This window comes from Intestinibacillus sp. Marseille-P6563, assembly GCF_900604335.1.
GTDB lineage: Bacteria > Bacillota > Clostridia > Oscillospirales > Butyricicoccaceae > Butyricicoccus_B.
In genome coordinates this window covers 1364664-1390509 of the sequence record NZ_UWOD01000001.1, presented here as the reverse complement: position 1 = coordinate 1390509, position 25846 = coordinate 1364664, and the positions used below count along the sequence as shown (strand labels likewise).

General features: G+C 43.4%; 24 protein-coding genes and 4 pseudogenes. 16 read left to right on the top strand and 12 right to left on the bottom strand.

The features are described 5' to 3' along the window. The first annotated feature begins 155 nt into the window (after positions 1-155). The gene (locus EFB11_RS07260) at positions 156-452 is read left to right on the top strand and encodes a hypothetical protein (RefSeq protein ID WP_002576327.1); all 297 of its coding nucleotides are present in this window, start codon (positions 156-158) and stop codon (positions 450-452) included. 80 nt (positions 453-532) lie between these two features. Here the strand turns inward: EFB11_RS07260 and EFB11_RS07255 are convergent, their stop codons facing one another. Continuing rightward, complete coding sequence (locus tag EFB11_RS07255) at positions 533-892, bottom strand: helix-turn-helix domain-containing protein (protein ID WP_425330774.1); 360 nt, start codon at positions 890-892, stop codon at positions 533-535. 159 nt (positions 893-1051) lie between these two features. On the opposite strand from EFB11_RS07255, the gene EFB11_RS17445 reads away from it, so the two are divergent. The 3 genes and pseudogenes from EFB11_RS17445 (at position 1052) to EFB11_RS07230 (ending at position 3440) form a co-directional block, all read left to right on the top strand. Beyond that, positions 1052-1249 carry a helix-turn-helix domain-containing protein gene (locus EFB11_RS17445; RefSeq protein WP_009246557.1) on the top strand — a complete coding sequence of 66 codons (198 nt, stop codon included), beginning with the start codon at positions 1052-1054 and terminating at the stop codon, positions 1247-1249. After that, positions 1239-1352: pseudogene (locus EFB11_RS07245) on the top strand (helix-turn-helix domain-containing protein); the annotation flags it as partial. The gene EFB11_RS17445 and the pseudogene EFB11_RS07245, both read left to right, overlap by 11 nt. 721 nt (positions 1353-2073) lie before the next feature. Beyond that, positions 2074-3440, top strand: a protein-coding gene (locus EFB11_RS07230) for an IS3 family transposase (protein WP_122789290.1) whose coding sequence is annotated in 2 segments (ribosomal slippage) — positions 2074-2575 and positions 2575-3440 — 1368 coding nt in all. Because the reading frame shifts where the segments join, the coding sequence is not laid out codon by codon here. A gap of 97 nt (positions 3441-3537) precedes the next feature. Here EFB11_RS07230 and EFB11_RS07225 read toward each other — a convergent pair. From EFB11_RS07225 to EFB11_RS07165, 11 genes and pseudogenes are all read right to left on the bottom strand, one after another. Beyond that, positions 3538-4293 (bottom strand): annotated as a pseudogene (locus EFB11_RS07225) (zeta toxin family protein). Position 4294: 1 nt separating this feature from the next. Continuing rightward, on the bottom strand, positions 4295-4567 hold the full coding sequence (locus tag EFB11_RS07215) for an antitoxin (RefSeq protein ID WP_000301765.1): 273 nt from the start codon (positions 4565-4567) through the stop codon (positions 4295-4297). Positions 4568-4583: 16 nt separating this feature from the next. Then, a complete protein-coding gene (locus EFB11_RS07210; protein ID WP_000527317.1) occupies positions 4584-4793 on the bottom strand; it encodes a peptide-binding protein in 210 nt (69 codons plus the stop codon). Between the two features lie 97 nt (positions 4794-4890). Beyond that, positions 4891-5745 (bottom strand): ParA family protein, encoded by an 855-nt coding sequence (locus EFB11_RS07205; RefSeq protein ID WP_000409924.1) that lies wholly within the window; start codon positions 5743-5745, stop codon positions 4891-4893. A 144-nt stretch (positions 5746-5889) separates the two neighbouring features. Then, positions 5890-6174: a topoisomerase C-terminal repeat-containing protein gene (locus EFB11_RS07200; protein ID WP_073459356.1), complete on the bottom strand. Its 285-nt coding sequence runs from the start codon at positions 6172-6174 to the stop codon at positions 5890-5892. Positions 6175-6319: 145 nt separating this feature from the next. Next, on the bottom strand, positions 6320-7057 hold the full coding sequence (gene erm(B) / locus EFB11_RS07190; protein ID WP_002292226.1) for a 23S rRNA (adenine(2058)-N(6))-methyltransferase Erm(B): 738 nt from the start codon (positions 7055-7057) through the stop codon (positions 6320-6322). A 46-nt stretch (positions 7058-7103) separates the two neighbouring features. Further along, positions 7104-7337, bottom strand: a complete 234-nt coding sequence (locus EFB11_RS07185) for a peptide-binding protein (protein ID WP_000527320.1) — start codon at positions 7335-7337, stop codon at positions 7104-7106. A 125-nt stretch (positions 7338-7462) separates the two neighbouring features. After that, complete coding sequence (locus EFB11_RS07180) at positions 7463-9364, bottom strand: type IA DNA topoisomerase (RefSeq protein ID WP_438939382.1); 1902 nt, start codon at positions 9362-9364, stop codon at positions 7463-7465. Between the two features lie 165 nt (positions 9365-9529). Continuing rightward, a complete protein-coding gene (locus EFB11_RS07175) occupies positions 9530-9982 on the bottom strand; it encodes a GNAT family N-acetyltransferase (protein ID WP_021391067.1) in 453 nt (150 codons plus the stop codon). 25 nt (positions 9983-10007) lie between these two features. Further along, positions 10008-10808, bottom strand: coding sequence for a helix-turn-helix domain-containing protein (locus tag EFB11_RS07170; protein ID WP_021391066.1), 801 nt, complete (start codon positions 10806-10808; stop codon positions 10008-10010). Between the two features lie 37 nt (positions 10809-10845). Then, positions 10846-11391: an AAA family ATPase gene (locus tag EFB11_RS07165; protein WP_021391068.1), complete on the bottom strand. Its 546-nt coding sequence runs from the start codon at positions 11389-11391 to the stop codon at positions 10846-10848. A gap of 380 nt (positions 11392-11771) precedes the next feature. Between EFB11_RS07165 and EFB11_RS07155 the strand changes: the two genes are divergently transcribed. The 12 genes and pseudogenes from EFB11_RS07155 to EFB11_RS07090 all read left to right on the top strand — a co-directional run bounded on the left by EFB11_RS07155 (position 11772) and on the right by EFB11_RS07090 (position 25735). Then, on the top strand, positions 11772-12185 hold the full coding sequence (locus EFB11_RS07155; protein WP_032548360.1) for a cysteine-rich VLP domain-containing protein: 414 nt from the start codon (positions 11772-11774) through the stop codon (positions 12183-12185). Positions 12186-12296: 111 nt separating this feature from the next. Beyond that, a complete protein-coding gene (locus tag EFB11_RS07150; RefSeq protein WP_008666017.1) occupies positions 12297-12692 on the top strand; it encodes a replication initiator protein A in 396 nt (131 codons plus the stop codon). A 182-nt stretch (positions 12693-12874) separates the two neighbouring features. Continuing rightward, positions 12875-13813 (top strand): MobV family relaxase, encoded by a 939-nt coding sequence (mobV, locus tag EFB11_RS07140; protein ID WP_032548363.1) that lies wholly within the window; start codon positions 12875-12877, stop codon positions 13811-13813. Between the two features lie 58 nt (positions 13814-13871). Further along, positions 13872-14069 carry a hypothetical protein gene (locus tag EFB11_RS07135; protein ID WP_032548367.1) on the top strand — a complete coding sequence of 66 codons (198 nt, stop codon included), beginning with the start codon at positions 13872-13874 and terminating at the stop codon, positions 14067-14069. A 95-nt stretch (positions 14070-14164) separates the two neighbouring features. After that, on the top strand, positions 14165-15787 hold the full coding sequence (locus EFB11_RS07130; protein WP_021391045.1) for a recombinase family protein: 1623 nt from the start codon (positions 14165-14167) through the stop codon (positions 15785-15787). A gap of 721 nt (positions 15788-16508) precedes the next feature. After that, on the top strand, positions 16509-17426 hold the full coding sequence (bcrA, locus tag EFB11_RS07120) for a bacitracin ABC transporter ATP-binding protein BcrA (protein WP_002576324.1): 918 nt from the start codon (positions 16509-16511) through the stop codon (positions 17424-17426). Next, positions 17419-17889: pseudogene (gene bcrB, locus EFB11_RS07115) on the top strand (bacitracin ABC transporter permease BcrB); the annotation flags it as partial. The gene bcrA and the pseudogene bcrB, both read left to right, overlap by 8 nt. After that, positions 17888-18703: pseudogene (locus EFB11_RS07110) on the top strand (plasmid recombination protein); the annotation flags it as partial. The pseudogenes bcrB and EFB11_RS07110, both read left to right, overlap by 2 nt. A gap of 160 nt (positions 18704-18863) precedes the next feature. Beyond that, positions 18864-19283, top strand: coding sequence for a helix-turn-helix domain-containing protein (locus EFB11_RS07105; RefSeq protein ID WP_122789564.1), 420 nt, complete (start codon positions 18864-18866; stop codon positions 19281-19283). Then, a complete protein-coding gene (locus EFB11_RS07100) occupies positions 19280-21412 on the top strand; it encodes a type I restriction-modification system subunit M (protein WP_122789563.1) in 2133 nt (710 codons plus the stop codon). Before EFB11_RS07105 ends, EFB11_RS07100 begins: the two co-directional genes overlap by 4 nt. Further along, on the top strand, positions 21412-22731 hold the full coding sequence (locus tag EFB11_RS07095) for a restriction endonuclease subunit S (RefSeq protein WP_122789562.1): 1320 nt from the start codon (positions 21412-21414) through the stop codon (positions 22729-22731). Before EFB11_RS07100 ends, EFB11_RS07095 begins: the two co-directional genes overlap by 1 nt. Position 22732: 1 nt before the next feature. Next, a complete protein-coding gene (locus EFB11_RS07090) occupies positions 22733-25735 on the top strand; it encodes a type I restriction endonuclease subunit R (RefSeq protein WP_122789561.1) in 3003 nt (1000 codons plus the stop codon). Positions 25736-25846 lie beyond the last annotated feature (111 nt).

Here is a 25846-nt window from a genome sequence, read left to right as displayed (position 1 = left end):
GTGGGCCGAGTGTATTAACACCGGCATTGCTTGCCACTTTTGTTCGCAAACAATATCCGTATCCTTTACACGATGATTTACTTTTATTATCATAGTCGTAATAAGTATATAAACTACTTACATATAAGCACCTAAAATATGAAAGGGCTGATAAAATGATGACCTTTGAAAAGGTTTTAGAAGTATTCAACGATTACCTAAATAAAGATAGTGTTTTGGAGGTGGTGAACACTAAGCGAGGATACACCGTTATGATTTGGGATGAAAAAGATGAGCAATGGTTTGGTGTGGAACATTGCAAAGCCCCCGAGCTTTTACGGGATGCCTTACTTGATGGCTATCGTGATTTTTTAGAGCAACAACTTACTCATAACCGCAGGAGTTTAACCGAAACAGAAATCTTAGATATTCAAAACCGATGTGAACAGCTTTATGATTTGTGTGGAGAATAAAAAAATAACCTAAAAAGTGCGATAGCCTGTGTAGGTGTCGCACTTTTTTCAGTTGGCTTGGCTTACGAAAACAGCGTTAATTATTCCGCAGTTTCTCTTGCCTTTTTCAAGCCTTGAGCCGTAGCTTCCATCACGATAAGCTCCTTTTCTTCCATATCATTCAACAGTACATCAACTTGTTTGCGGCGATTGTTGTCGCCATCTTCATTGCATGGAAAAAAGAACTGGTCTACAGAGATGTCAAGCAAGGTAGTAATGAGATAAAATTTGTTAAGCCTTGGGTGCTGCCCCCTGTTCTCTATATACATAATAGAGCGTGGCGTAAGGTCTACCAGTTGGGCAAGATATTCCTGTGTCCACCCTTTTGCTTCCCGAGCTTTTTTTATCGCTATACCTAACGGCTTAAAATCAAGTTTTCTTTCATCTTGGTACATTTTAATATCATCCTATATCATTGTACATTTCGGGTGATGATATTTGAACGAAGTATGATTTTATGTTTAGTAGTGTATAATTTCGTATTAGTGGAGAGAAACTTGCTATTATTCGTCATTCCGTATATAATAATTATATACTCTTTGCGAAAGGAAGTTGATATTATGAATTACATTTCTGTGAAAGCCGCTTCTGAAAAATGGGGCATATCGGAAAGACGGATACAAAAATTATGTGAGGAAAATCGCATTGACGGAACTGAAAAATTTGGTCGTGCATGGATGATACCAAAAGATGCAGAAAAACCCGTTGATGGACGTATGAAAACAAGGAACAAACAGGAGGAGAATCATGGAATTTAATGAAAAGCTACAACAGCTTAGGACTGGAAAGAACTTAACGCAGGAACAACTTGCGGAGCAATTATATGTATCAAGAACAGCCATTTCAAAATGGGAAAGCGGAGTTTCACATAATTAAAGATACCACACCAATCCCATGCTGACTTTTGCTCAACCGATACAGCCGGAGGGCTGGATAACAAGAAAAGGCGGTATGCGCCCCGTGGAGGGGTAGCGTACCGCCTTTTCTTGTGGGGGTTTCCAAAGGGGGCAAAGCCCCCATTTGGCACACGACTTTGCGAAGCAAAGTGTAGTGTGTTATACCTGCTGGCGTGGCTGGCGTGGAAAACGGGGTGCGGTGCTTCATGCGCCCTGTTTGCTCCGGCAGGAAAACAGGCTGAATTTTTGCGAATGGGAATGAGCGAAAAATCGGGCTGTTTTCAGAGAACGGCGGCAGGTATATGAAAGCCCCCGTCCCTCGTCCTACGCTCCGACTTGTGGACAAAGTGTCCCGAAGTTGTGGCCACACTCCCGGAAAAGTAGCAGGACAGCGGGCAACCGTCAAGGCTGAAATGAACGGGTTTACACCCGGCCTTGACCTCCGCCCGCTGTCCCGCTGAATGGGTGGACAAGGCGGCCAATCCCTCAAAGTGCTTGGCCGCTCTCTTTCTGATTTTGGAGCGTTTCTTTTCTAAAAATTGAAATGGGCGGGAAGCCATTTTAGGGCTTTCCCGCCTTGATTACTTTTTAGCAAAGACGGGCGTGACTGTCAACGGCGGCGCATGAAATGTGAACTGCACCCCAAAAGTTGGACAAGAAAGTCAACGAAAGGGGTGCAGAAATCTATGGGAAAAGAATTGTTCAGTGAGGAATTAAAATTAGCAGTTGTTCAGTATGTACTGGAAGGGCATACACGCAAAGAGGCATCCGAGAAATTTTGCGTATCCTGTACGCCGATTGAAAAATGGGTAAACTTGTATAAGCTGCATGGTGCAAAAGGACTTCTAAGCAGAAATCTGGTTGGCCGACAAAAAGGCTTTGATGGCGAGTTTCGCCTAAAAGTGTTACAATACAAGCAGGAACATCACTTATCCTGTACACAGACAGCTATGCACTTTTGCCTTGATGTTGTAACAGTGTGCCGGTGGGAGAAGAAATTCCAAAAGGAAGGTGCACGGGGACTTATGAAAAAGCAGGCGACAAAAGGTAGCGAAAAACGACAAAAGAAGCAGGAACAGTCGGAGCTGCAACAGGAAAACAAGCGGCTGTCAGAAGAAAATTACCGGTTGAGAATGGAGAATGATTACCTAAAAAAATTAAACGCCTTAATTCAGAAGCGGGAAGAACCCGAATAAGCGATGTTGTGGCTGCTGTTACAGAATTAAGGCGTGATTATCCTCTGGCAGCATTACTTAAACTGGCCGGCATTCCCCGAAGTACATACTACTATCATTCCCGGAAAGCCAATGCTGTGGATAAATACGCAAAAGAAAGGGCGGAAATCATAGCAATTTATCAGGAGAATCAAGGCCGGTACGGGTATCGGCGGATTGGTATGGAATTACGCAACAGAGGCTTTTGTCTGAACCACAAGACGGTACAAAAGCTGATGAAGGAGTCAGGCCTAAAATGTATGGTACGAATGAAAAAGTATCGTTCTTACCGTGGAGAAGTCGGCAAGATTGCACCAAATCTACTGGCTAGAGATTTCCATGCGGAAAGGCCGAATCAGAAATGGGTAACTGATGTGACTGAGTTTTCCCTGTTTGGAAACAAACTTTATCTTTCTCCTGTGCTTGACCTGTATAATGGTGAGATCATCAGCTATGCCATCAGTGAACGGGCTAATTACCGCCAGGTGGATGAGATGCTGGATAAAGCATTCTCCCGGCTCCCGGACAGCAGCGGGCTGATCCTTCATTCGGATCAGGGCTGGCAATATCAGAACGTCAGGTATCAAAAAAGACTGTTAGAAAAAGGCATTCGGCAAAGTATGTCCAGAAAGGGAAACTGTCTGGACAATGCGGTTATGGAAAACTTCTTCGGACTGTTAAAATCGGAACTGCTATACCTGCGGACGTTCCAATCATTAGACGAGTTCTGCCAGGAACTGATCGCTTATCTTGAATACTATAACCATAACCGAATCAAAGAAAAATTGAATGGGTTAAGTCCTGTCCAATACAGAATTCAAAATGGCTTTGCCGCATAACTTTTGTCCAACTTTTGGGGAGCACTTCAATGCGCCGTTCATCTTGACCGTTGACTGGCTCGGCTGGCTTTGCTATCTTCCTGACAAATGGGAATGTCTAAGATAGTAAAGACGTCCCACATGCAACTCTTTCTTTTATTGCGGAAACCGTATCTTTAATTGTGAATGTAGTTGTGTCTATGACATTTGATTCATATACTCCCAAACCGGAAAATTGCTCCCACATTGTTTCCACTAATTCAATATTTGTTTTTCTATCTAATTTTGAGCGTTCCACAGCTCGCTTCATAGTTTCTTTTTTACTCGCTCTTAATACAATATAGTGTACCTCGTAATCTTCTTGGGCAAGAGCTTTCCATGGCTCCAAAAACCATGGCCCGACAATCCCATCTACAATTACATCATATCCGCCACGAGCATATCGCTTTGCAGCCTCTAAAAAGGCTTCAATGACAACCAGATTTTGCTTGTTGGATTCTGGCAAATGTGGTGGTATTGCGCCTTTGCTTAAGTAATGAAAAAAGTCATCGGTGTGCATATGCACTGATTTATCCATATCTGATTCCTTTGCGACAATTGACGCAGTTGTTGTTTTTCCTGTCCCCGGTGAGCCTGTAATCACAATAATTCTTCCTTGATTCATCTATATTTTCCCTCACAATTTGAATTTATCACTTTGTTCCTGCCTGCTCAATCATCTTCTTCGCAAACTCGTTTTCCCTGACCCTGGTTGCCCACCAAGTAAAAAAGCGGTTGGCGATTCAACCGCTTTTTTTCCTTGAACCAATTCTTCTAAATTATCATTTAAGCGATTTTCAAATTGTTTGTCAGTAAAATTGACTATATTTGCCATATTAAGCCACTTTCTCTTTATTCAAAACTTGTTTTGAATAGCGATTCATTGACCGCCAATACTCATGAACGGCTTGTAATTCTTCTAAAGAATAATCAAAAAGATTTACACGTTTTGCAAGCTTTAATTGGTTTAATAAATTGACTTCCAATAATTGAGAGTCATTTTTATTTAATTCATGATTCAAAACATAGTTTAATACTCGATTATAAACGCTTGCCGATAATTCGTTAATGATCTCTATTTCAAATGTTTTTTCATAAGTAACTGCCATTTCATTTTCACTCCTTTTAAAGTTTGTCAGGTAAATATTTCCGAATATATTCTTCTAAGGCTTTATCCATAACTTCTTTTACGTTTCCGCCATTCTTTGCTGTTTCGATTTTTATAATATGGTGCAAGTCAGCACGAACACGAACCGTCTTATCCCCCATAATATCTTTTTTTGCACTGATTGGTGTATCATTTCGTTTTGCTTTTTGTGCGCCTAAATTTCCCACAACCACTCACTTCTTTCTATTTCTTCTTACTCTTATTTTATCATCAACAATCACAAATCACAAGTGATTTGTGATTAATCACTTGTGATTTGTGATTCTATTCTTTTTCGTTTTCTAATTGAATGATTCGCTCAAGCATTTCAAAAAATACGTTCTCATACATAGATAAAACTTTTTTGTCATAGCCTTTGTGTTCTGTAATGCCGTTTTTAGACCAGGTACTTACTTTATTACTTCGCTTGATAATATTTTGGAAAACCAAGTTATCTTCTTTATGTTGCTTGTACAGTTCTTCCAGGTTTGATTTTATCGTTGTGCTGTCCGTATCAACTAAATAAGGAACAAAACCGATCATATCTAGTCCAGGGTTAAACTGTTCTTGTAAATCAATCAAATAGGAAATATAGTTTTGAATGTTGTTTGTACTTTCTTCTTCTGCTTGTAAAGGGATCATGACGTAATCACTTGCCACGATTGCATTATTTGTATAAACGCTTGGCGTTGGTACAGTATCAATAATAATGAGATCATAGTCACTTTTTAAAGGTGCTAAAAGAGTAGCAAGCAATCTACTTTCATTTTCAAAAGTCCATGAGCGAGTTAATTTTGGCAGTAACATCAAATCAAACGTGCCAGGGATCAAGTCTAAATTATCAGTCAAATGAACAATAGAAGAAGCCAAGTTTCCATTTTTCAGTCCTTCATAAAAATTAACACGTGGCAATTCTACCTTAAATGTTTTTGCTAAGTCTTTTGTCAATGTTGCTTGTAAGTCCTTATCGATCATTAAAACTTTTAAATTAAATTTGTCTGTCAAGTAAGCAAACATAGTCGATAATTTTGACTTTCCAACACCACCTTTAAAATAATTGTTTAAGATAACAATCGCTTCATTTTTACTGTTTAAAATACGTCTTAATTCTTCAAGTATTTTGAGTTCTTCCTTCTCCATAACTACGCCCCATTCTTTTTTTGTATAGTAATATTGTATCATTAGGAATCACAAATCACAAGTGATTTGTGATTAATCACTTGTGATTTGTGATAAGTGATTTGTGATTAATATATAAAAGCCCTCTTTAAAGGGCTTTTATGCTTATTTTGAAAAAGAGATAAAATCAATATATCCCTTTTCTCCGATTTTTACAACGGCATTGTAGGACTTTCTATCTTTCGTTTTGATTCCTTTTACCAGGGTTTCTTTTCCCTCTAGTAATTCTTTTACATTTGTTTTGGTGAGTTTTTTCTTTCTAAAATGTTCAGCTAAAGTGAAGGTACATTCAGGATAATTTGAACAACCATAAAACGATTTTTTTAATACAATATTGTTGCCACACTTAGGACATTTTCCTACAAGGGGTCCCGAGCGCTTAGTGGGAATTTGTACCCCTTATCGATACAAATTCCCCGTAGGCGCTAGGGACCTCTTTAGCTCCTTGGAAGCTGTCAGTAGTATACCTAATAATTTATCTACATTCCCTTTAGTAACGTGTAACTTTCCAAATTTACAAAAGCGACTCATAGAATTATTTCCTCCCGTTAAATAATAGATAACTATTAAAAATAGACAATACTTGCTCATAAGTAACGGTACTTAAATTGTTTACTTTGGCGTGTTTCATTGCTTGATGAAACTGATTTTTAGTAAACAGTTGACGATATTCTCGATTGACCCATTTTGAAACAAAGTACGTATATAGCTTCCAATATTTATCTGGAACATCTGTGGTATGGCGGGTAAGTTTTATTAAGACACTGTTTACTTTTGGTTTAGGATGAAAGCATTCCGCTGGCAGCTTAAGCAATTGCTGAATCGAGACTTGAGTGTGCAAGAGCAACCCTAGTGTTCGGTGAATATCCAAGGTACGCTTGTAGAATCCTTCTTCAACAATCAGATAGATGTCAGACGCATGGCTTTCAAAAACCACTTTTTTAATAATTTGTGTGCTTAAATGGTAAGGAATACTCCCAACAATTTTATACCTCTGTTTGTTAGGGAATTGAAACTGTAGAATATCTTGGTGAATTAAAGTGACACGAGTATTCAGTTTTAATTTTTCTGACGATAAGTTGAATAGATGACTGTCTAATTCAATAGACGTTACCTGTTTACTTATTTTAGCCAGTTTCGTCGTTAAATGCCCTTTACCTGTTCCAATTTCGTAAACGGTATCGGTTTCTTTTAAATTCAATTGTTTTATTATTTGGTTGAGTACTTTTTCACTCGTTAAAAAGTTTTGAGAATATTTTATATTTTTGTTCATGTAATCACTCCTTCTTAATTACAAATTTTTAGCATCTAATTTAACTTCAATTCCTATTATACAAAATTTTAAGATACTGCACTATCAACACACTCTTAAGTTTGCTTCTAAGTCTTATTTCCATAACTTCTTTTACGTTTCCGCCATTCTTTGCTGTTTCGATTTTTATGATATGGTGCAAGTCAGCACGAACACGAACCGTCTTATCTCCCATTATATCTTTTTTTGCACTGATTGGTGTATCATTTCGTTTTTCTTTTTGTGCGCCTAAATTTCCCACAATCACTCACTTCTTTCTATTTCTTCTTATTCTTATTTTATCATCAACAATCACAAATCACTTGTGATTTGTGATAAGTGATTTGTGATTAATATATAAAAGCCCTCTTTAAAGGGCTTTTATGTTTATTTTGAGAAAGATATAAAATCAATATATCCCTTTTCTCCGATTTTTACAACGGCATTGTAGGACTTTCTATCTTTCGTTTTGATTCCTTTTACCAGGGTTTCTTTTCCCTCTAGTAATTCTTTTACATTTGTTTTGGTGAGTTTTTTCTTTCTAAAATGTTCAGCTAAAGTAAACTTACATTCAGGATAATTTGAACAACCATAAAACGATTTTTTTAATACAATATTGTTGCCACACTTAGGACATTTTCCTACAATACTTTTTTCTGCTTCTTTTTCTTTCTGTTCCTGGTAATCAGAAAAATTTAGTTTTTCTATATCGTTAGGTACAGCTTCCAGTAAATGAACAATGAATTTTTTGATATTCGTAATAAAGTTCTCTTGATTGCCTTCTCTTTTACCGATTTTTTTTAAATACGTTTCCCATTTAGCCGTCATTTCAGCACTCGTTAAAAGGTGCTGACTTTCAACTGCCTGGCACAATAATTTTCCTTTTTCAGTTACAACAAGCTTATTCTTAATCACTTGGATATATTCTTTTTGTTTCAAGGCTTCAATAATGCTTGCTCTTGTCGCTTCTGTTCCAATCCCCTCAACTTCTTGTAAAATCTTGATTGCTTCTTCATCATCAACCGTTTTATTCGCCGTTTTCATAGCAGTTAATAATGTACCCTCTGTAAAAGCTTTCGGTGGTTGTGTTTCTTTTTCGGCACTCTTAACGTCAACCTCGGCATGTTCTCCAATGATAACCAAGGGTAACGTTTGAACGTCCTCTTCTTCTTCTTTGGTTTGTTGTTTGAAAAGAATTTTCCAACCTTCTTGCTTTGGTGTCTTGCCTATTGATTGAAAAAGTAAGTCGGCTACTTTGGTTTGTATCTTAGTTTCTTCATACAAATAATCAGGTAGAAACATGGCAACGGTCGTTTTAACGACTAAAGCATATATTTTTCGTTGTAAATCGTCCATTTTCGCTAATGCAGATTCGGTAGGTACTTGTTTTGTTGGGATAATGGCGTGGTGTTCCTGTACCTTACTACCGTCCACATAACGCTTTCTAGGCTCTGTTTGAACCATTTCAAGATCAAGTCCTAAAAAACCGCTATATTTGCCAAAATTCGCTTTTAAATAAGCAAATTCGTTCTCTGTAATAAATGGTGTATCTGTTCTTGGATAACTCAATAATTTTGCTTCATACAGTCCTTGCATAGCTTTTAAAGTTTGGCTCGCTGTCGCTTTATAAAGCTGATTAACTTTTGATTGCAAACTACTTAAAGAAAACAAACTCGGACTATTCGTTTTCTTCTCTTTGGTTTGAACATCAGCAATTATCCCCTCTTGATTGCCTATTTTAGCTTGTTCAGAAGAAACAAAAGCTAAAAGCTCCTCTTGGGTTTTAAAGCGCTGTGTGGGGCTTATAACGCCCTTAAATGACCCTTGGTTTACTTTTATACTAGCTTCCACCTCGAAAAAAGGTTCTTTTCTAAAGTTTTCTATGGCTTCCTGGCGCTGAAAAATAAGATATAAGGTGGGCGTTTGAACACGTCCTAGTGAAAATGTACCTTGTACGCCCTTCTGCTGTAAATTTAACGTATACAAAGGGCTTGCATTCATGCCGATCAACCAATCGGCAATTTGGCGTGTTTGCGCTTCTTGATAAAAGGGATAGTAATTCATTCCTGGTTGCAAATTTTGAAAACCGCTACGGATCACATCTTTTTCTAAACTATTGATCCATAGTCTTTTATACGTTTTATCTTTAGAAAAGGCATTTGCTTTATGAATGATCGACCAGGCAATGTTTTCGCCTTCTCTGTCGCTATCTGTTGCGACAATGATTGTATTTGCTTGTTTTAAAAGTTCAGCAACAATTTTAAACTGCTTTTTTTTATCTGTTGCCACTTCAAAATCGTATCGATCAGGAAAAATCGGCAATGATTTATGTATGTTAGTGTATCACAAAGACACAAGCAAGTCAAGGAAAAGGGCAATGATGATAATGAGTATAAGGCAGGGTACTTTCTGTTTTTGCTTCTCTGCGGGATATGAGATTTCGTAAAATCCGATTTAGATGTTAAGGCTCATGTATAAAAGCGGATAAGGATTGCCCTGTTCGTCAAGGTCTGTCCTTTTATAAACCTGAAAGCCCATGTGTTCATAAAAGCCCTTGGCCTGTGGGTTTTGCTCATTCACAGCCACCCGCTCTACGGCATAGGTTTTAATCCCATATTGGAGCAGGCGCTTTCCGAGCCCCTTTCCTCTTTCTTCCGGGGAAATGAACAGCATTTCCAAGGTGCCGTCCTTGATCCCCATAAAAGCCCCGGGGCAGCCCCTATCATCTTCTGCGATCATCAAATGCGCAATTCCAGCGAGCGCCTGCGGTACATATTCTTTTATCTTTTTGATTTCACTGTCCGACAGAAACAGGTGTGTTGCTCTTACAGAACTTTCCCATACCGTCAGCAGCCGATTTATGAAATCCGCCGTCCTGTTTTTGGTTTCTACTTCAATGAATCTCATTTTTCCTTTTTGCATATCTAATTTCTCATTTTCTTCCCCGCTGCGGGTTTGGATTTTTCAGCAAGTCCGACTTCTGTGCAATCCTTTTCAGCCATTTCTTTTCCTCCTCCGACAGCTTCCCATAGTTCAGTTTGAGCCGCTTGCAGATAAAGGCCATCGCAGCCTGTTCCGGGTCGCTGTTTGGGCTGGCGGCTTCTTCGGCGGTCTGCAAGAAATCTTCCAGAGGATTGTCCTCCGGGACACTGAAAAAATCGTCCTTGTGGGCTTTCCGCAGGTCAAGGGCTATCTTGTTTATATCCTGCTGTATCACATGGCGGCAAAAGCTGTCATCGTCAATGTGGGCGGCGATCAGCTGCCTTAACTGCGGGTCGGTCAGACCGGGATTGTGCTGCTTCATAATAGTTGCGCTCACAGCGTCCACAATGGCGTTTGCCCCCTGTACCTGCTTTGCCGCTATGCCGTTTACATAGATTTCAAGGTCAGCCATGAGCCGGGGAAAATCCGGGTGCGTCGCCAGTTCACACAGGAGGGCATTATCCACCAGCCTGCTTTTCAAAAATTCAATCATATCATCACTCAAACGCAGGTCTGCAAGATCGGCGTTTGGGTGATTTTTTGTTTCAGAACGGCACAGCAGATAATCAACGGACACTTCGTAAAACTTTGCCAGCTGGATAAGGGCATAGTGGCTGATGTCCTTGAACTTGTCCCCCTCATAGCTGCCTAACGCAGACTTGGAGAGATGGGTTTCTTCCGCAAGCTGCTCCAGCGTCAGGCCACGCTCCACACGCAGGTCTTTCAGGCGTTCTTGTATGGATAGTTCCATGTTCTCCCTCCTTGTCTGCTCGACAAACTGGAATTGCCTAAAGCAGTAAAGCAGTACCCCTTACAATTTTTTCTTTTACTGCTGATACAGTATCTTTGACTGAGTGCGTAGTTGTATCAATAACATTTGATTCATAGATTCCTAAATTGGAAAATTGTTCCCACATCGTTTCAACTAATTCAATATTTGTTTCTCTGTCTAACTTTGAGCGTTTGATAGCTCTCTTCATAGTTTCTTCTTTACTTGCTCTTAAAACGATATAGTGTACTTCATAATGCTCTTGAACAATGTTGAGCCACGGCTCTAAAAACCACGGTCCTACAATACCATCTACAATTACATCATATCCACCACGAGCATATCGCTTCGCGGCTTCTAAAAATGCTTCAATGACAATCAAATTTTGCTCATTTGATTCTGGCAAATATGGTGGTATTGCCCCTTTACTCAAATAATGATAAAAGTCATCTGTGTGCATATGCACAGATTTTTCCAAATCCGATTCTTTTGCAACAGTAGATGCCGTTGTAGTTTTCCCCGTCCCCGGCGAACCTGTGATTACAATAATTCTACCTTGATCCATCTATGTGTTACCTCCACAACTTCAAATTTACTGTTCAGTTTCTTCCATTCTACCACAATTCCGAGAGCGTGGAAATGGGGGGATTTTCAGGCAGATTTCCCACCTTTCGGATATACGGGACGGGCGGTCATTTCGGTGTAGACTTAGGTTAGTTCATCGATGGACAGCACCTTGAAAACCGAATGACCGTCCGAAAAGGAATACCCCCGGCTGGGGAAGCACCGCAAGGAGCCGACTTCTGGACACTTTGTCCAGAGGTCACTTTGGGACAAGTTGTCCCGAAGTTATGGTGAGCGTGCCAACGCCGGAACACGCCGCAGGAATGGGGCAGGAAGCCTTTTCGGGGAGAACGGCAGCGGAAAGCAAAACGGAGGGAACGCATGAAAAATAATCCCTACAAAGACTTGCCGCCGCTGGAATGCAGGCCGGACGGTTCCCTTTACCGCATGACCCCGGCGCAGCGGAAACGGGCAAGCGCCCTGATACGCCGGGAGTGCTGTTGCTGTGAGGACGGCAACTGCATTGCCCTTGACGATGGGGACACCTGCACCTGCCCGCAGACGATTTCTTTCTCGGTCTGCTGTAAGTGGTTCCGCTGGGCGGTCTTGCCGCTGGACGGGACGCTGGAAGCGGAAATTTTCCGGGATAAGGACTTGAAACGCTGTGCGGTCTGCGGCGGTGTGTTCGTCCCCAAATCCAACCGGGCAAAATACTGCCCCGGCTGTGCCGCCAGAGTTCACAGGCGGCAGAAAACAGAAAGTGAACGGAAAAGGAGGTCTGCTGTGGACAGTTAGGAGCGAAAAAAGCCTTGATTTATCAGGCTTTGCAAGCCCCAAACCGGGGCAGGTGGTATAAAGTATCGCCCGCCCCGGAAAACGGGCTTCTAACCGTCCACAAAACGAACTATGACAAATACCATCTATATCCACCAGCCGGAAAAGGCGTTCAGCTTCACCCGGCTCCCGAATTTTCTCTTTGAAGCCCCCACATTCAAGCCCCTGTCCAACGAGGCAAAGGTTCTGTACGCCTTTATCCTGCGCCGGACAGAGTTATCCCGCAAGAATGGGTGGGCGGATGACTGCGGACGGATTTTCCTGTATTACCCTATCTGTGAAGTGGTCACACTGCTCCATTGTGGGCGGCAGAAAGCGGTGAATACCCTGCGGGAACTGCAATACGCCGGACTGGTGGAGATCCAGAAGCAGGGCTGTGGAAAACCCAACCGCATTTTCCCAAAATCCTATGAAGCGGTTCCAAACACCGACTTTAAGAAATCCCGTTCTGGTACACCGGAGGACTGAAAACCGTACCCATGAAGTACGGAAATCACTCCTGAGACGTACGAAAACCGGACGGTATATAGAAATACAAAGATAAAAAGACTGATTTATATTCTATCCATTCCAATCCTATCCGAGCTATTTTCTGCGGGATTTTCCCTGTGGAAAACCCCGGATAGGAAAGGAATGGGGAAAGGAGCAGAATGGCACAACACGCAATTTTACGGTTTGAGAAGCACAAGGGCAACCCGGCAAGGCCGCTGGAAGCCCATCACGAAAGACAGAAAGAACAGTATGCCAGCAATCCCGACATTGACACAAGCCGGAGCAAATACAACTTCCATATCGTCAAGCCGGAGGGACGCTATTACCACTTCATTCAGAGCCGGATTGAGCAGGCCGGGTGCCGAACCCGCAAGGACAGCACACGGTTTGTCGATACGCTGGTAACTGCCAGCCCGGAGTTTTTCAAGGGGAAATCCCCAAAGGAGATACAGGCGTTTTTCCAGAGGGCGGCGGACTTCCTCATTGGCCGGGTAGGACGGGAAAATATCGTGTCGGCGGTGGTACACATGGACGAGAAAACGCCCCACCTGCATTTGACCTTTGTTCCGCTGACAAAGGACAACCGCCTGTGTGCAAAGGAGATTATCGGCAACCGGGCAAACCTGACGAAGTGGCAGGACGATTTTCACGCCTATATGGTGGAGAAATATCCTGACTTGGAGCGTGGGGAGAGCGCCAGCAGGACAGGCCGGAAGCATATCCCCACCCGGCTTTTCAAACAGGCGGTTTCCCTCTCCCGGCAGGCAAGAGCCATTGAAGCCACACTGGACGGCATTAACCCGCTGAACGCCGGAAAGAAAAAAGAGGAAGCCCTCTCCATGCTGAAAAAGTGGTTCCCGCAGATGGAGAATTTCTCCGGGCAGTTGAAAAAGTACAAGGTCACAATCAATGACCTGCTGGCGGAGAATGAGAAGTTGGAAGCAAGGGCAAAGGCCAGCGAAAAAGGAAAGATGAAAGATACGATGGAACGGGCAAAGCTGAAAAGCGAACTGGACAATTTACAGCGGCTGGTTGACCGTATCCCGCCGGAAGTGCTGGCGGAGCTGAAACGGCAGCAGCGAACAAGAGGGAGGTAAACGCTATGAACAGAAATTCAAGCTGCATGATGAAAAATAATCATACGGAGGACACTGGATGGTAAAAAGCGAAAGCGACATTATTGATACAATACACACCGGGCAGGTCATTACTGACGAGAACGGCACACAGTATTTTGTATGTGGGAAAAACCGTATCAAAATCTCCGAACATTTTGCCGCTGGCGGTCGTCCGATTGGCGATCTGATTGTGGATGTCGTCCGGCACACGGCGGCAAGGGCAGCTTCTTCGTGACCCATCGTTGATACACGCCCACGCTTATGATATAATTGCCATAGAGCAAAAGTATTGTAAGCGTGGGTTGTTTCTTTAGAAGGAGGATTTTTACGGTGAAACAACCTTACAATACTACCATTTACAACACGGCTCTTTATATGCGGTTAAGCCGTGACGATGAAAGCTATGGTGACAGCGTAAGCATTGAAACGCAGCGGACAATCCTGCAACAGTACGCAAGGGAGCAGGGGCTTCATGTGGTCGGGGAATATGTGGACGATGGGTGGAGTGGGACAAACTTCGAGCGTCCGAGTTTCCAGCGCATGATGGACGATGTGGAAGCCGGAAAAGTAAACTGCATTGTCACCAAAGACCTGTCCCGTTTCGGGCGGGAGCATGTGATGATGGACTACTATCTGGAATTTCTGTTCCCGGAAAAACGGGTGCGGTACATCGCCGTTGCGGAGAATGAGGACACAGAAAAGGGACTGTCCGATTTTGTGCCATTCAAAAACCTGTTCAACGAATGGTTCGCAAAGGACACCAGCCGCAAGGTAAAAACTGCTTTCAAGGCAAAGTTTGCCGCCGGACAGCGTATCAGCGCCTATGCTCCCCTCGGGTACAAGAAGCACCCGGAAATCAAGAACAAGCTGATAATCGACGAGGAAACCCGCTGGATCGTGGAGAAGATTTTTGACCTTGCTATTCACGGCAAAGGGGCGGCCAGCATTACAAGGATATTGATTGCGGAAAAAGTACCGACGCCGGGATTTATCAACTTCCAGCGTGACGGGACTTTCGCCAATATCTATGCTGGCGCACCAGAGGAAAAAGGCTACGCATGGACGATAGCGCAGGTCAAAAGCATTATGAAAGATGAAACCTACATCGGCCATACCATCCACTACCGGGAGACCAATATTTCCTTTAAGAACAAGCGGAGGATACGCAAGCCCCAAAGCGAATGGGTGCGGGTGGAGAACACGCAGGAGCCGATTATCAGCGAACAGGTTTTCCGGCAGGTACAGGAGCAGATCGCAAGCCGCCGGAGGGAGCGCAAGAATGGCACGACACAGATTTTTGCGGGGCTGATAAAGTGTGCGGACTGCGGCTGGTCGCTGGCCTACGGGGAGAACAGACAGAACAGCAAGCCCTATGGCTACTACCATTGTAGCAAGAACGGGCAAGGCACACGCCAATGCTCCATGCACTACATCCGCTATGATGTGCTTTACGCCTATGTCCTCTCCCGTCTGCAATACTGGTCGGCGCTGGTACAGCACGATGAAGAACAGCTTTTGAAACGGCTGCTGAACGCCAATGACAAAGGACAGGCCGCCGCAAGAAAAAAACAGGCTGCTGAACTGAAAAAAGCGGAGAAGCGGAAAGCCGAGGTCGATACCCTGTTTGCCCGGATGTATGAGGACTGGGCGGCGGGGCGTATCACAGAATACAACTTCAATATGCTGTCCGGGAAGTACCAAAGCGAACAGGCGGAACTGGAAGAAAAGATTGAACAGCTTCAATCTGCTATTGCCGCTGAAAGCCAGAGTGCCGCAGACGCAGAAAAATGGATTGCCTTGATGAAAGAGTGCGTCAATCCCACGGAACTCACCGCTGAACTCTTGAACACGCTGATTGAAAAAATCCTTGTCCATGAGGCGGTCAAGAACGAGGACGGAAGCCGGGAACAGGAGGTAGAAATCTTCTACCGCTTCATCGGCAAAATTGATTGAATGACACCAATATCTTTAAGTATGTGATACCGGCAAGGGTTACCCTAACATTGAGTCGCTCAAGTGTATTTCTAAATTCTTTTCTGTGACCATAGATGAACTGCTATCGGGCGAAGAACTGATTACACTTGCCGAAACTGAAAATCGTTCCAACTTGAAAAAAATTTACAGTTTCATTTATGGAATATTAGATATGATGGCGGTTACTTTTATACTTTTGCCGTTGTATGGTAACGGTAACCTTGTTGACGGATATATTTATTCTGTCAATCTACTTTCATTTACAGACACTACCCCAATATATCTTGCAATCTATTGGATTGTTTTTATTGTTTTGATTGCACTTGGGATAGCGAAACTGATGTGTGTTTGTTTTGAAAAGGAATCATGGAGCAACATAATCACAAAATGCTCTCTCGTGCTGAGTACGCTTTTTATCTGCTTCTTCGCTGCGGCAAGACAACCCTATGTAACCGCCCTTATGTTTCTGCTATTTGTTGCTAAAATATTTGTCTGGATAAAGCAAACCCAAACAAAGTAAAATGCCATAAACCCTTTAAAATAGGCTCTGACACGATAAGTGTCGGAGCTTTTTTCGTGCTGACATCTATTGTGTCGGCATTGTGACGGTAGATTTCTTGGCTTCTATGCAATACTCGTGGATAATAAGATTGTGGTCAGCGAAAACAAGAACAGCAACCCACGGAAAGGAGAATCAAATATGGATTATATCATTGAAACAGAAAATCTTACGAAGCGATACGGAACAGCCACCGTTGTCGATAAGGTAAATCTTCATGTGCCAAAGGGCAAAATTTATGGTTTGCTCGGCAGAAACGGAGCAGGCAAAACCACAGCAATGAAAATGATGTTGCAGCTTGCTTTCCCAACGGAGGGAACGGTACGCTTGTTTGGCACAAACTATAAGGAAAATATCCATACCCTTTATAGCAAAGTAGGCTCTATTATCGAAACACCGGGATTTTACAGTAATTTAACAGGGTATGAGAATTTGCAAATTCTCGCTAAACTGCGAGGGGGAGTATCTAAAAGTGGAGTAGAAAAAGCTCTTGAAGTTGTGGGGCTGCATAAGGAGAAAAGAAAAGTCTTTTCCGATTATTCCCTCGGAATGAAGCAACGGCTTGGTATTGCCGCCGCCATTATGCACGAGCCGGAGCTTTTAATACTTGACGAACCGATTAACGGACTTGACCCCATTGGAATAGTTGAAATACGCTCATTTTTATCTGAACTTAGTCACAATCATGGCATTACCATTTTTATCTCAAGCCATGTTTTAAGCGAGATTGAACAGATAGCAGATATTATCGGCGTTATGCACGAGGGGCATTTAGTAGAGGAAGTGAATATATCCGAGCTTCACAAAAGGAATCGAAAATACATTCAATTTGATTTATCTGACAGTGAGATAGCCGGAAAGATTTTAGAAAACCACTACCACATGACGGATTTTACAGTGCAGGACGGTACGGTGAGAATTTATGACTTTAGCCAAAGTGTTGGAGAAATCAATCGAGAATTTGCACGAAATGGACTGCTCGTGACAAGGATAAATGATAGTGAGGAAAACTTAGAGGACTACTTTTCTAAACTGATTGGAGGTGGCGGTATTGCTTAATCTTATTTCTTGTGAATTATTAAAACTAAAGCGTTCAAAAATGGTGCTAATTAGTGTGGCAGGGGTATTATCTACCCCACTTTTGATGTTAATAGAAGCCTTGCAAACACATTTTGATAAGCCGGAGATTATCTTTACCTTGTCTGACATATACAGCGACAGTGTACTGTATATCATGCTGCTGGTAAACATTATGATATATGTGGCAATTGCAGCTTACTTGTTTAGCAGAGAGTACACAGAAAGCACCCTCAAAACCATATTGCCCATACCCATTTCAAGGACAAAACTATTAATTGGAAAATTTTGCACCCTGCTTCTTTGGATTGTTATGCTAACCCTTGTAACATGGGCAGGTATATTTATCGTTTGTGGGCTATATGACGCTGTCTTTACATTGGAGGGATATAGCTTACTAGTGGCAATAGTATGGCTCCCCAAGTTTTTGTTTGGCAGTATCCTATCATCTCCATGTGGTCTATGTTCCGGTTGTGGAGAAGCAGATCCTCTGGTCCAAGAGGTGCAAAGACAAATCACTTGTGGGAACTGTCAAGGAAACGATTATGCAGGTGAGCAGCAGTAAAAAATGGATGTCTAAACCGGCATTGGACGAGCAGGGAGCACCTATTCTCCAGAAGAATGGCAAGCCGGTGCTGCGGAAGTCTTACAGCGTCCTCCAGGATGATTTCTTCCAGGCCATGCGCAATGCCGGATATACGGATGTTGAACGTGGAGAACGGGGCAGTTCCGAGGAGAATTTGACCGTGACACAGTTCAAGGTGGAACGGGAACAGGAGCGATTGGAACAACTCACCGCACAAACGCAACAAAAAGAGCAGCAGGCAACCTCTCTGGAAAAGAAGATTGAGAAAATTCAAAAGCAACAGGTTGCCGTTCAGGAAGTGGAGCAAATAGAACCCCGTACGGTTCCGTTTTCCTCAAAAGTCATGCTAGATCGTTCTGAATATGAAAATCTGGCAGCTGCGGCAAAGAAGTTTTATGTCCAGGAGTGCAAGGAATCCAAGCTGCAAGAAGCTCTGGATGTAGCGATAAAAATGATAAGCGAGTTAAAAGCAAAGGTCGCTGCACTGACCGCAGAGTTGGCAGAGTACAAGTCTATTCGTGGCCAGCTCAACACCGCAGGTTTAGAGCAGCAAAATGAACTGTTGAGGAATAAGCTCCATCGGTACGAAACGGTGATAGAGCGAAATAGCTTGTGGAATTTGTTTCGACCCAATAGAAAAATAGATCACATGAGACAAGAAGAACACCGATAATCTTTTCATTTTCCTTATCTGTATTTTGCATACAGATAAGGAAAATTTTGTTGTAGACAGCGCAGAAAAAAGGTGAATTTTGTTGATTTATCAATGCTGGATTGCTATAATTGTTCTATGTTATAGAACGTAGAACAATTATAGGGAAGGAGGTGCCGAATTGCCCCCAAAAGTGGTCGCTGATAAAGCATCCGAGAGAGCCAAACAGAACCTTGGAACTCTAATTATGAGATGCCGTGGAACGCTCAGCCAATCCCAATTAGCAAAAAGGGTTGGCCTGCCCCGTTCCAACATGAAATATATAGAAGACGGTGTCAATGCCCCGACAGCAGAAGTCTATGAAAAGCTGATTAAGGAGCTGAAGCCGGATTTGCAGACACGCCGGCGTATGGATCGCCTGTATATGGCAATTCGGAAAGTGCCTCCGCCGGATATTTGCCGAACTATCACACAAAACAAGGATTTGGTAGATGCAATGCGGAAGTTGGAAGGTTGTAATCTAACTCCCGACCAGATTGAAAGTGTTGCCACATTGTTTGCGTCTTTTCAAGAGAATAGAGAAGGAGAACCCATAAAATGAGAGATAAGTATTTTTACGAAGTTATGTTTGATGATACGTCCATTGACGTAAGCAAAGAAGTGGGATTGGTCTGGTCCATTGCCAATTCGCTCCGTGGTGCTTATACCTCGGATAAATATAAGGACGTTATTATCCCCATGGTCATCATCCGTCGATTTGAGTGCGCTCTGGAGGCTACCAAAGATGCAGTTGCAGCAAAGCACAAGCAGAACCCCAACTTGCCTGCTGCGCTCCTTTGCCAGGTTTCCAAATATCCTTTTTACAACTATAGTGAATACAACCTCAAACGCCTTCTGGATGACAGCGACAACATTGCATCAAATCTCAAGTCTTACATTGAAGGCTTTTCCGCCAACATCCAGCTAATTCTGGAAAAGCTGCTGAAATTCAGCACCCAGATCGACAAAATGGATAAGAGCAACCGTCTTTACAGCGTGGTGAAAAAGTTCTCTGAACTGGATTTGTACCCCACCCATGTAGACAGCATGAAGATGGGCTACATTTTCGAGGATATTATCCGTCGTTTTTCTGAAAACGCTGAGGCCGGTGATCACTACACGCCCCGTGAAGTAATTCGTCTGATGGTCAATGTACTGCTGGCAGAGGGCTGCAACGACCTGCTGACGGATGAGGGTAAAATTGCCACCGTACTGGATGCTGCCTGTGGTTCGGGCGGTATGCTGTCCACTACCTATGATTTCCTGCGCCGCAAAAATCCCTATGTGGATGTGCGTTTGTTTGGACAGGAAATCAACCCCGAATCCTACGCCATTTGTCTGGCGGATATGCTCATCAAAGGCCAAGATGTGAAAAACATCATGGGTGATGAGGAAGCCAATACCTTGAAAACGGACTGCTTCCCGGATCAGAAGATGCGGCTGGTGATTATGAATCCTCCGTTTGGTACACCCTGGGGCGGCAAAGATGCGCCGGAAGGACAGGAGAAGAAAGTCCGTGAGGAAAACAAGAAGGGCGGACGGTTTGAGCACGGCCTTCCCGGAACCGGTGACGCCCAGCTGCTGTTCATGCAGCACGCCATCAATAAACTGGACGAGAAAAACGGACGTGCAGCGATCATTACCAATGGCTCGCCTCTTTTCTCCGGCGGAACGACCAGCGGTGAAAGTCAAATCCGGCGCTGGATGCTGGAAGAAGATTTGATTGAGGCTATTATTGCCCTGCCTACCCAGCTTTTCTATAACACTGACATCGGCATTTATATCTTTATTCTGTCCCGCAATAAGCGCCCTGACCGCCGTGGAAAGGTGCAGCTGATCAATGCGGTGGATATGTGGAAGCCCCTGCGCAAATCTTTGGGCAAAAAGCGCCGTGAAATCGACCGGGATAGCATGGCAAAAATCACCGAGCTGTACTCCAACTTTGAGGAAAACCAATACTGCAAGATTTTCCCCAACGAGGAGTTTATGTACAAGGAGTATGCGGTTTATCAGCCGTTGCAGCGCCGGGGTGTGCTGGATGCAGAGAGCATCGAGCGGCTGCGGACCAGCAGTTACTTCACCAGTAACTCCAGTATTTTCAATGAGACGGATTTTGAACAGTTGAAAGAGATGAACCCCCGCAGTGCTGCTGACGAAAAGAAATATCAGAAATATCTGGCGGGGCAGCAGTTTGTGGCAGATGTACTGACTATTCTGGAAGCCAACTGCTCTGACCGTGTATTTATGGACTACAGCGAGTTTGAAAAGTATCTGAAATCACTGCTGGGTAAGGTTGAGGGGATGTCTGCCAGCCGTTTGACCGGCATTGCCATGGTGCTGGCGGTGATGGACAAAACCGCCGTGGTACAGAAAGACCGCAAGGGAGAAATTATCAAGGATACTACTACCAAGGACACCGAGATTATCAAGCTCACACAGGAGCCGGAGGAATATTTTCAGCGGGAAGTTTATCCTCACGTGCCAGATGCCATCTGGGCCTATGAATTTGACCCGGAGAAAAAGGAGAGCGCCACAAACAAGGAAAAACTGGGTGCAGAGTTTCCGTTTACTCGATTCTTCTACGAGTACAAGGAGCCGGAAAAGGCAGATGATTTGCTGGCCCAGTTTATGGAACTGGAAAAATCCCTCTCCGAAAAAATTGCAGCCTTGCAAGAAAGTGAGGGAGTGTAATGGCAGAGCAGATGAAACCCAGCAAAATTGATTGGGTTGGAAATATTCCTGTAAGTTGGAACTGTAGCAAAGTCAAATTTTGCTTTTGTTTAGTTAATGGTTCAACTCCGGAAAGCAGTGATTATGATTGCTGGGATGGCGATATAAAATGGATAACACCAGCAGATATGAGTGACACTGGCACAATTTCACACGGAGAACGCTTTTTAACAAAGTATGGATATAATTCCTGCGGCACAACGCTACTACCAGCAGGAAGTATCGTTATTTCATCAAGAGCTCCAATTGGTAAGATAAACCTTACTACCGCAGAGTTATGTACAAATCAAGGTTGCAAATCATTAACACGAACTGGAGATAATAGATACTTCTATTATTTGTTTCTTGCGGGGCAACATGAATTATCCTTGCTTGGTCGTGGTACTACATTTCTTGAATTATCAACATACGATCTCAACGAATTTGGTATTGTGATGCCCGCCGAAGATGAACAGCAAGCTATCGCAGACTATCTTGACAAAGAATGTGCTCAGATTGACAGCATTGCCGCAGATTTGGGAAGGCAGATTGCGCTTTTGCAGCAATACAAAAAATCCCTGATTACCGAAACAGTAACCAAGGGGCTGGACAAGTCTATGCCGATGAAGGATAGTGGGATTGAGTGGCTTGGGAAAATTCCGGCACATTGGAATTTTAAAAGGCTGAAATTTATGCTGGAAAATAGCTCAGATAGTATGAAAGTAGGTCCTTTTGGAAGTGCACTCTCAGGTAGTGATTTCACAGATGAGGGTAAATGGGTATATAATCAACGAGTTGTTCTCGACAATAATTTTTCGGAAAATACTACCTTTGTTTCTGAAGAGAAATTTCAGAAAATGCAAAGCTTTGCTGTATATCCCGGCGATATCCTTATTACCACAAGAGGCACGATTGGAAAAGTTGCTATTGTTCCAGAAGGGGCTAATGAAGGTATCTTGCACCCATGTATTATTAAATTTAGAGTAGACAAAGAAATGATTATACCTGAACTGTTACAGCTTATTTTTAATGAATCAGACTTTGTTAAAGACCAATTTACCCTTATGAGCAATGCAACTACGATAGAAGTCATTTATTCTTATTCATTGAAAGATATTCTTCTACCGGTTATTCCAGCTGATGAGCAGAAGAAGATTTACGGCTATTTATCGAAGAAATGTATAGCAATTGACGGTATAATAGCAGAAAAGCAGAAGACTCTTGCTACAATTACCCAGCACAAAAAATCCCTTATCTACGAATATGTAACAGGCAAAAAACGAGTAAAGGAGGTGCAGTGAGATGGCCATCAAAGCAGGACAATTAAAGGAACGGGCAGATTATCAGGCATACATTCTGGAAATGCTGCGGGAGGAAAACGGCTATCAGGTCCGCCCCTCTACAGCTTACGATCCCGGCTACGGCATGGATGTGGAGCTGCTGTTCTCCTTTTTGCAAGCCACCCAGCCGGATGCATTGACCCGGCTGGAAAAACTCTATGGCGACAAGACCCGCCAGACCATCCTCAACTACATCAACAATGAGGTCAATAAGAAAAGCCGCAGCCTGCTGGATGTACTGAAGCACGGCGTGGAGTTTGATAACGGTGTATCACTGACCCTCATGTATCGCAAGCCTGCCACCACCTTCAACCAAAAGGCTGAGGCGCTGTATCAGCAGAATGTCCTCTCGGTGATGGAGGAGGTCTGGCACAAAGAGGGCGAGCGCATTGACCTTGTGATTTTCCTCAATGGCATTGCCATTTTTACCTTTGAGCTGAAATGCAACACCAGCGGACAGAACTATGAGGATGCGATCCGTCAGTATAAGTTCGAGCGGGATTACAAGACCCGTTTGCTGAAATTCAAGGCGGGCTGTCTGGCTCACTTTGCCATGGACTTGAACGAAGTCTATATGTGCGCCAATCTAAAAGGAAAATCTTCTTTCTTTCTGCCGTTCAACAAAGGCTGCGGCGTTGGGATTCACTCCGGCAAGGGCAACCCACACAACGAAAACGGCATCAATGTTTCTTATATGTGGGAAGACATTCTCAAAAAAGATACGGTGCTGTATCTGATTGATAAAATCATATTCCTGCAAAAGGAGACCAAGAAAGATCCGGATACCGGTAAGCGTGTCACCAAGGAAACGCTGATTTTCCCCCGGTATCACCAATTCAATGCCGTGCGCAAACTGGTGGCAGATGTCGTAGAACACCACAGTGAGAAAAACTATCTGATTGAGCACTCGGCAGGCAGCGGCAAAACCAATACCATTGCATGGTTGGCCCACCGTCTCGCCTCGTTGCACGACAGGGAAGACAAAGTCATTTTTGATACGGTCTGCATTATCACTGACCGTATCGTGGTAGACCGTCAGCTTCAGAATGCCGTACTGTCACTGGAGCACAAGGCCGGTCTGATTAAGGTCATGGATGAAAAATGCACTTCCAAAGATCTTGCGGATGCCCTCAACGGTAACACCAAAATCATTGTAACTACCATCCACAAGTTCATGTACATTCAGGAACTGGTCCAGGAGCTGAAAAGCAAGACTTTTGCCGTAATCATCGACGAGGCCCATTCCTCTACCGCCGGAACTGCCATGGAAGCAGTGACGTATGCTCTTTCGGAGAGCCGCAAACTGAGCGAGGCCACCCCTGTTGATGTGTCGGAAGAAGAAAAATCCATGGGCGATATTATCGAGGACGAAATTGCCCGTAGCGGAAAGCAGCCCAATGTTTCCATGATCGCCTTTACCGCAACCCCGAAGCCGACCACTTTGCAACTGTTCGGCTGTCTGAACGAAGAAGGAAAAAAGGTTGCTTTTGACCTGTATTCCATGAAGCAAGCAATTGAGGAAGGTTTCATTCTGGATGTGCTGCAAAATTATGTGACCTACAAGACCTATTTTGAAATTAATAAGGCCATTGAGGACGATCCAGAATTAGAGACGATTGCCGCAAAACGCAAGATTGCCAAGTATATTGAACTGCATGATACCAACATTGCTCAGAAAGTAGAAATCATTATTGAGCACTTCAAAAACAGAATCATGCAGGAATTGGGCGGAAAAGCAAAGGCCATGGTTATTACTTCGTCACGGCAGGCAGCAGTCAAATACCGGAACGAGTTTGAAACCTATATTTCCAAGCATGGGTACACTGGTATTCGTGCGCTGGTGGCGTTTTCAGGCAAGGTCTCTCTGGACGGCCACGAATACACCGAAGCGGTGATGAACGGTATTAAGGAAGAAGATTTGCCGGAAGTGTTTGACAGCAACAGCTATCAGGTGTTGTTGGTGGCGAATAAGTATCAAACCGGCTTTGACCAGCCAAAGCTATGCGCCATGTATGTGGACAAGCGACTGCGGGGAGTCAATGCTGTGCAGACCCTTTCTCGCTTGAACCGTATTTGTGCACCCTATGATAAGAAAACCTTTGTGCTGGATTTCAAAAATGAATATGAGGATATTCAAGCGTCCTTTGCCCCATTCTATACTGAGACAATTCTAAACGAGACGATCACCCCTTCGGATATCAGAACGGTGGAAGCTCAGGTGGATCAGTATAATTTCCTGGATATTGACGATATTGAGGAATTTAACGGATACCTGTATCAGGATAAACGAACCTCTAAAGAAAAGGCTCGGATGTGGGCTCTGCTAGATAAATCCCTGCAAATCATCAATCACCACCTGGAACTGGAAAAGTTGGAAATTCGCGCAACTATCAAGCGTTTCTTGCGGTTTTACAGTTTCCTGATTCAGGCAACCTGCTTTGAAAGCGTGGATCTGCACAAGAAGTACAATTTCCTTTCATACCTAGTTAAGGAGATCGAAGTGGGCAGCGGTGGAAATGATTTTGACATTGCGGACAAAATCACTGCCTCTAATTTCCGTCAGAAAAAGACTAGGGAAAACACGTACGAGATTGAATCCAAGCCGGAGGTCAGCTTGCCGACACCCAATGAGGTCTTTATGGATGAGGCCGTGAAAAAGAAACTATCCGAGATCATCGACGAGATCAATGCAGCATATAACAAGAACTTTGATGTTGACGTGGCTTCCAAGTCTGCTCTGCAGATGAGAGATATCCTGCTGAAGAACGGACATCTGCGGGATAGTGCACGGAATAACTCGCTAAAAGATTTCCGCTTTGCATATTTTGACGCCGTACAGGACGCCCTGATTGCTGGATATGAGCAGAACCAGGACTTCTTTGCGCTTCTGCTTGATAACGACGAAAAAAAGCGAGAACTGATGCAGGTGTTCTTGGAGGATGTGTATAAGAATTTGAGGGGCTGAAAGATAAAGTACTGACAAAATAAAAAGGTGGGGAGAATAAACTGTAGTAAAGCAGGTATGATTCTTTTGGTAAGAGGAAATATAACTGGTAAAGAAATCACAAGACGCAGA

Coding starts and splice junctions, on each gene's coding strand:
- EFB11_RS07090 (WP_122789561.1), top strand. CDS start 22,733: ATGGCCATCAAAGCAGGACAATTAAAGGAACGGGCAGATTATCAGGCA.
- EFB11_RS07095 (WP_122789562.1), top strand. CDS start 21,412: ATGGCAGAGCAGATGAAACCCAGCAAAATTGATTGGGTTGGAAATATT.
- EFB11_RS07165 (WP_021391068.1), bottom strand. CDS start 11,391: ATGGATCAAGGTAGAATTATTGTAATCACAGGTTCGCCGGGGACGGGG.
- EFB11_RS07100 (WP_122789563.1), top strand. CDS start 19,280: ATGAGAGATAAGTATTTTTACGAAGTTATGTTTGATGATACGTCCATT.
- EFB11_RS07155 (WP_032548360.1), top strand. CDS start 11,772: ATGAAAAATAATCCCTACAAAGACTTGCCGCCGCTGGAATGCAGGCCG.
- EFB11_RS07150 (WP_008666017.1), top strand. CDS start 12,297: ATGACAAATACCATCTATATCCACCAGCCGGAAAAGGCGTTCAGCTTC.
- bcrA (WP_002576324.1), top strand. CDS start 16,509: ATGGATTATATCATTGAAACAGAAAATCTTACGAAGCGATACGGAACA.
- EFB11_RS07170 (WP_021391066.1), bottom strand. CDS start 10,808: ATGGAACTATCCATACAAGAACGCCTGAAAGACCTGCGTGTGGAGCGT.
- EFB11_RS07215 (WP_000301765.1), bottom strand. CDS start 4,567: ATGGCAGTTACTTATGAAAAAACATTTGAAATAGAGATCATTAACGAA.
- EFB11_RS17445 (WP_009246557.1), top strand. CDS start 1,052: ATGAATTACATTTCTGTGAAAGCCGCTTCTGAAAAATGGGGCATATCG.
- EFB11_RS07175 (WP_021391067.1), bottom strand. CDS start 9,982: ATGAGATTCATTGAAGTAGAAACCAAAAACAGGACGGCGGATTTCATA.
- EFB11_RS07205 (WP_000409924.1), bottom strand. CDS start 5,745: ATGGAGAAGGAAGAACTCAAAATACTTGAAGAATTAAGACGTATTTTA.
- mobV (WP_032548363.1), top strand. CDS start 12,875: ATGGCACAACACGCAATTTTACGGTTTGAGAAGCACAAGGGCAACCCG.
- EFB11_RS07135 (WP_032548367.1), top strand. CDS start 13,872: ATGGTAAAAAGCGAAAGCGACATTATTGATACAATACACACCGGGCAG.
- EFB11_RS07260 (WP_002576327.1), top strand. CDS start 156: ATGATGACCTTTGAAAAGGTTTTAGAAGTATTCAACGATTACCTAAAT.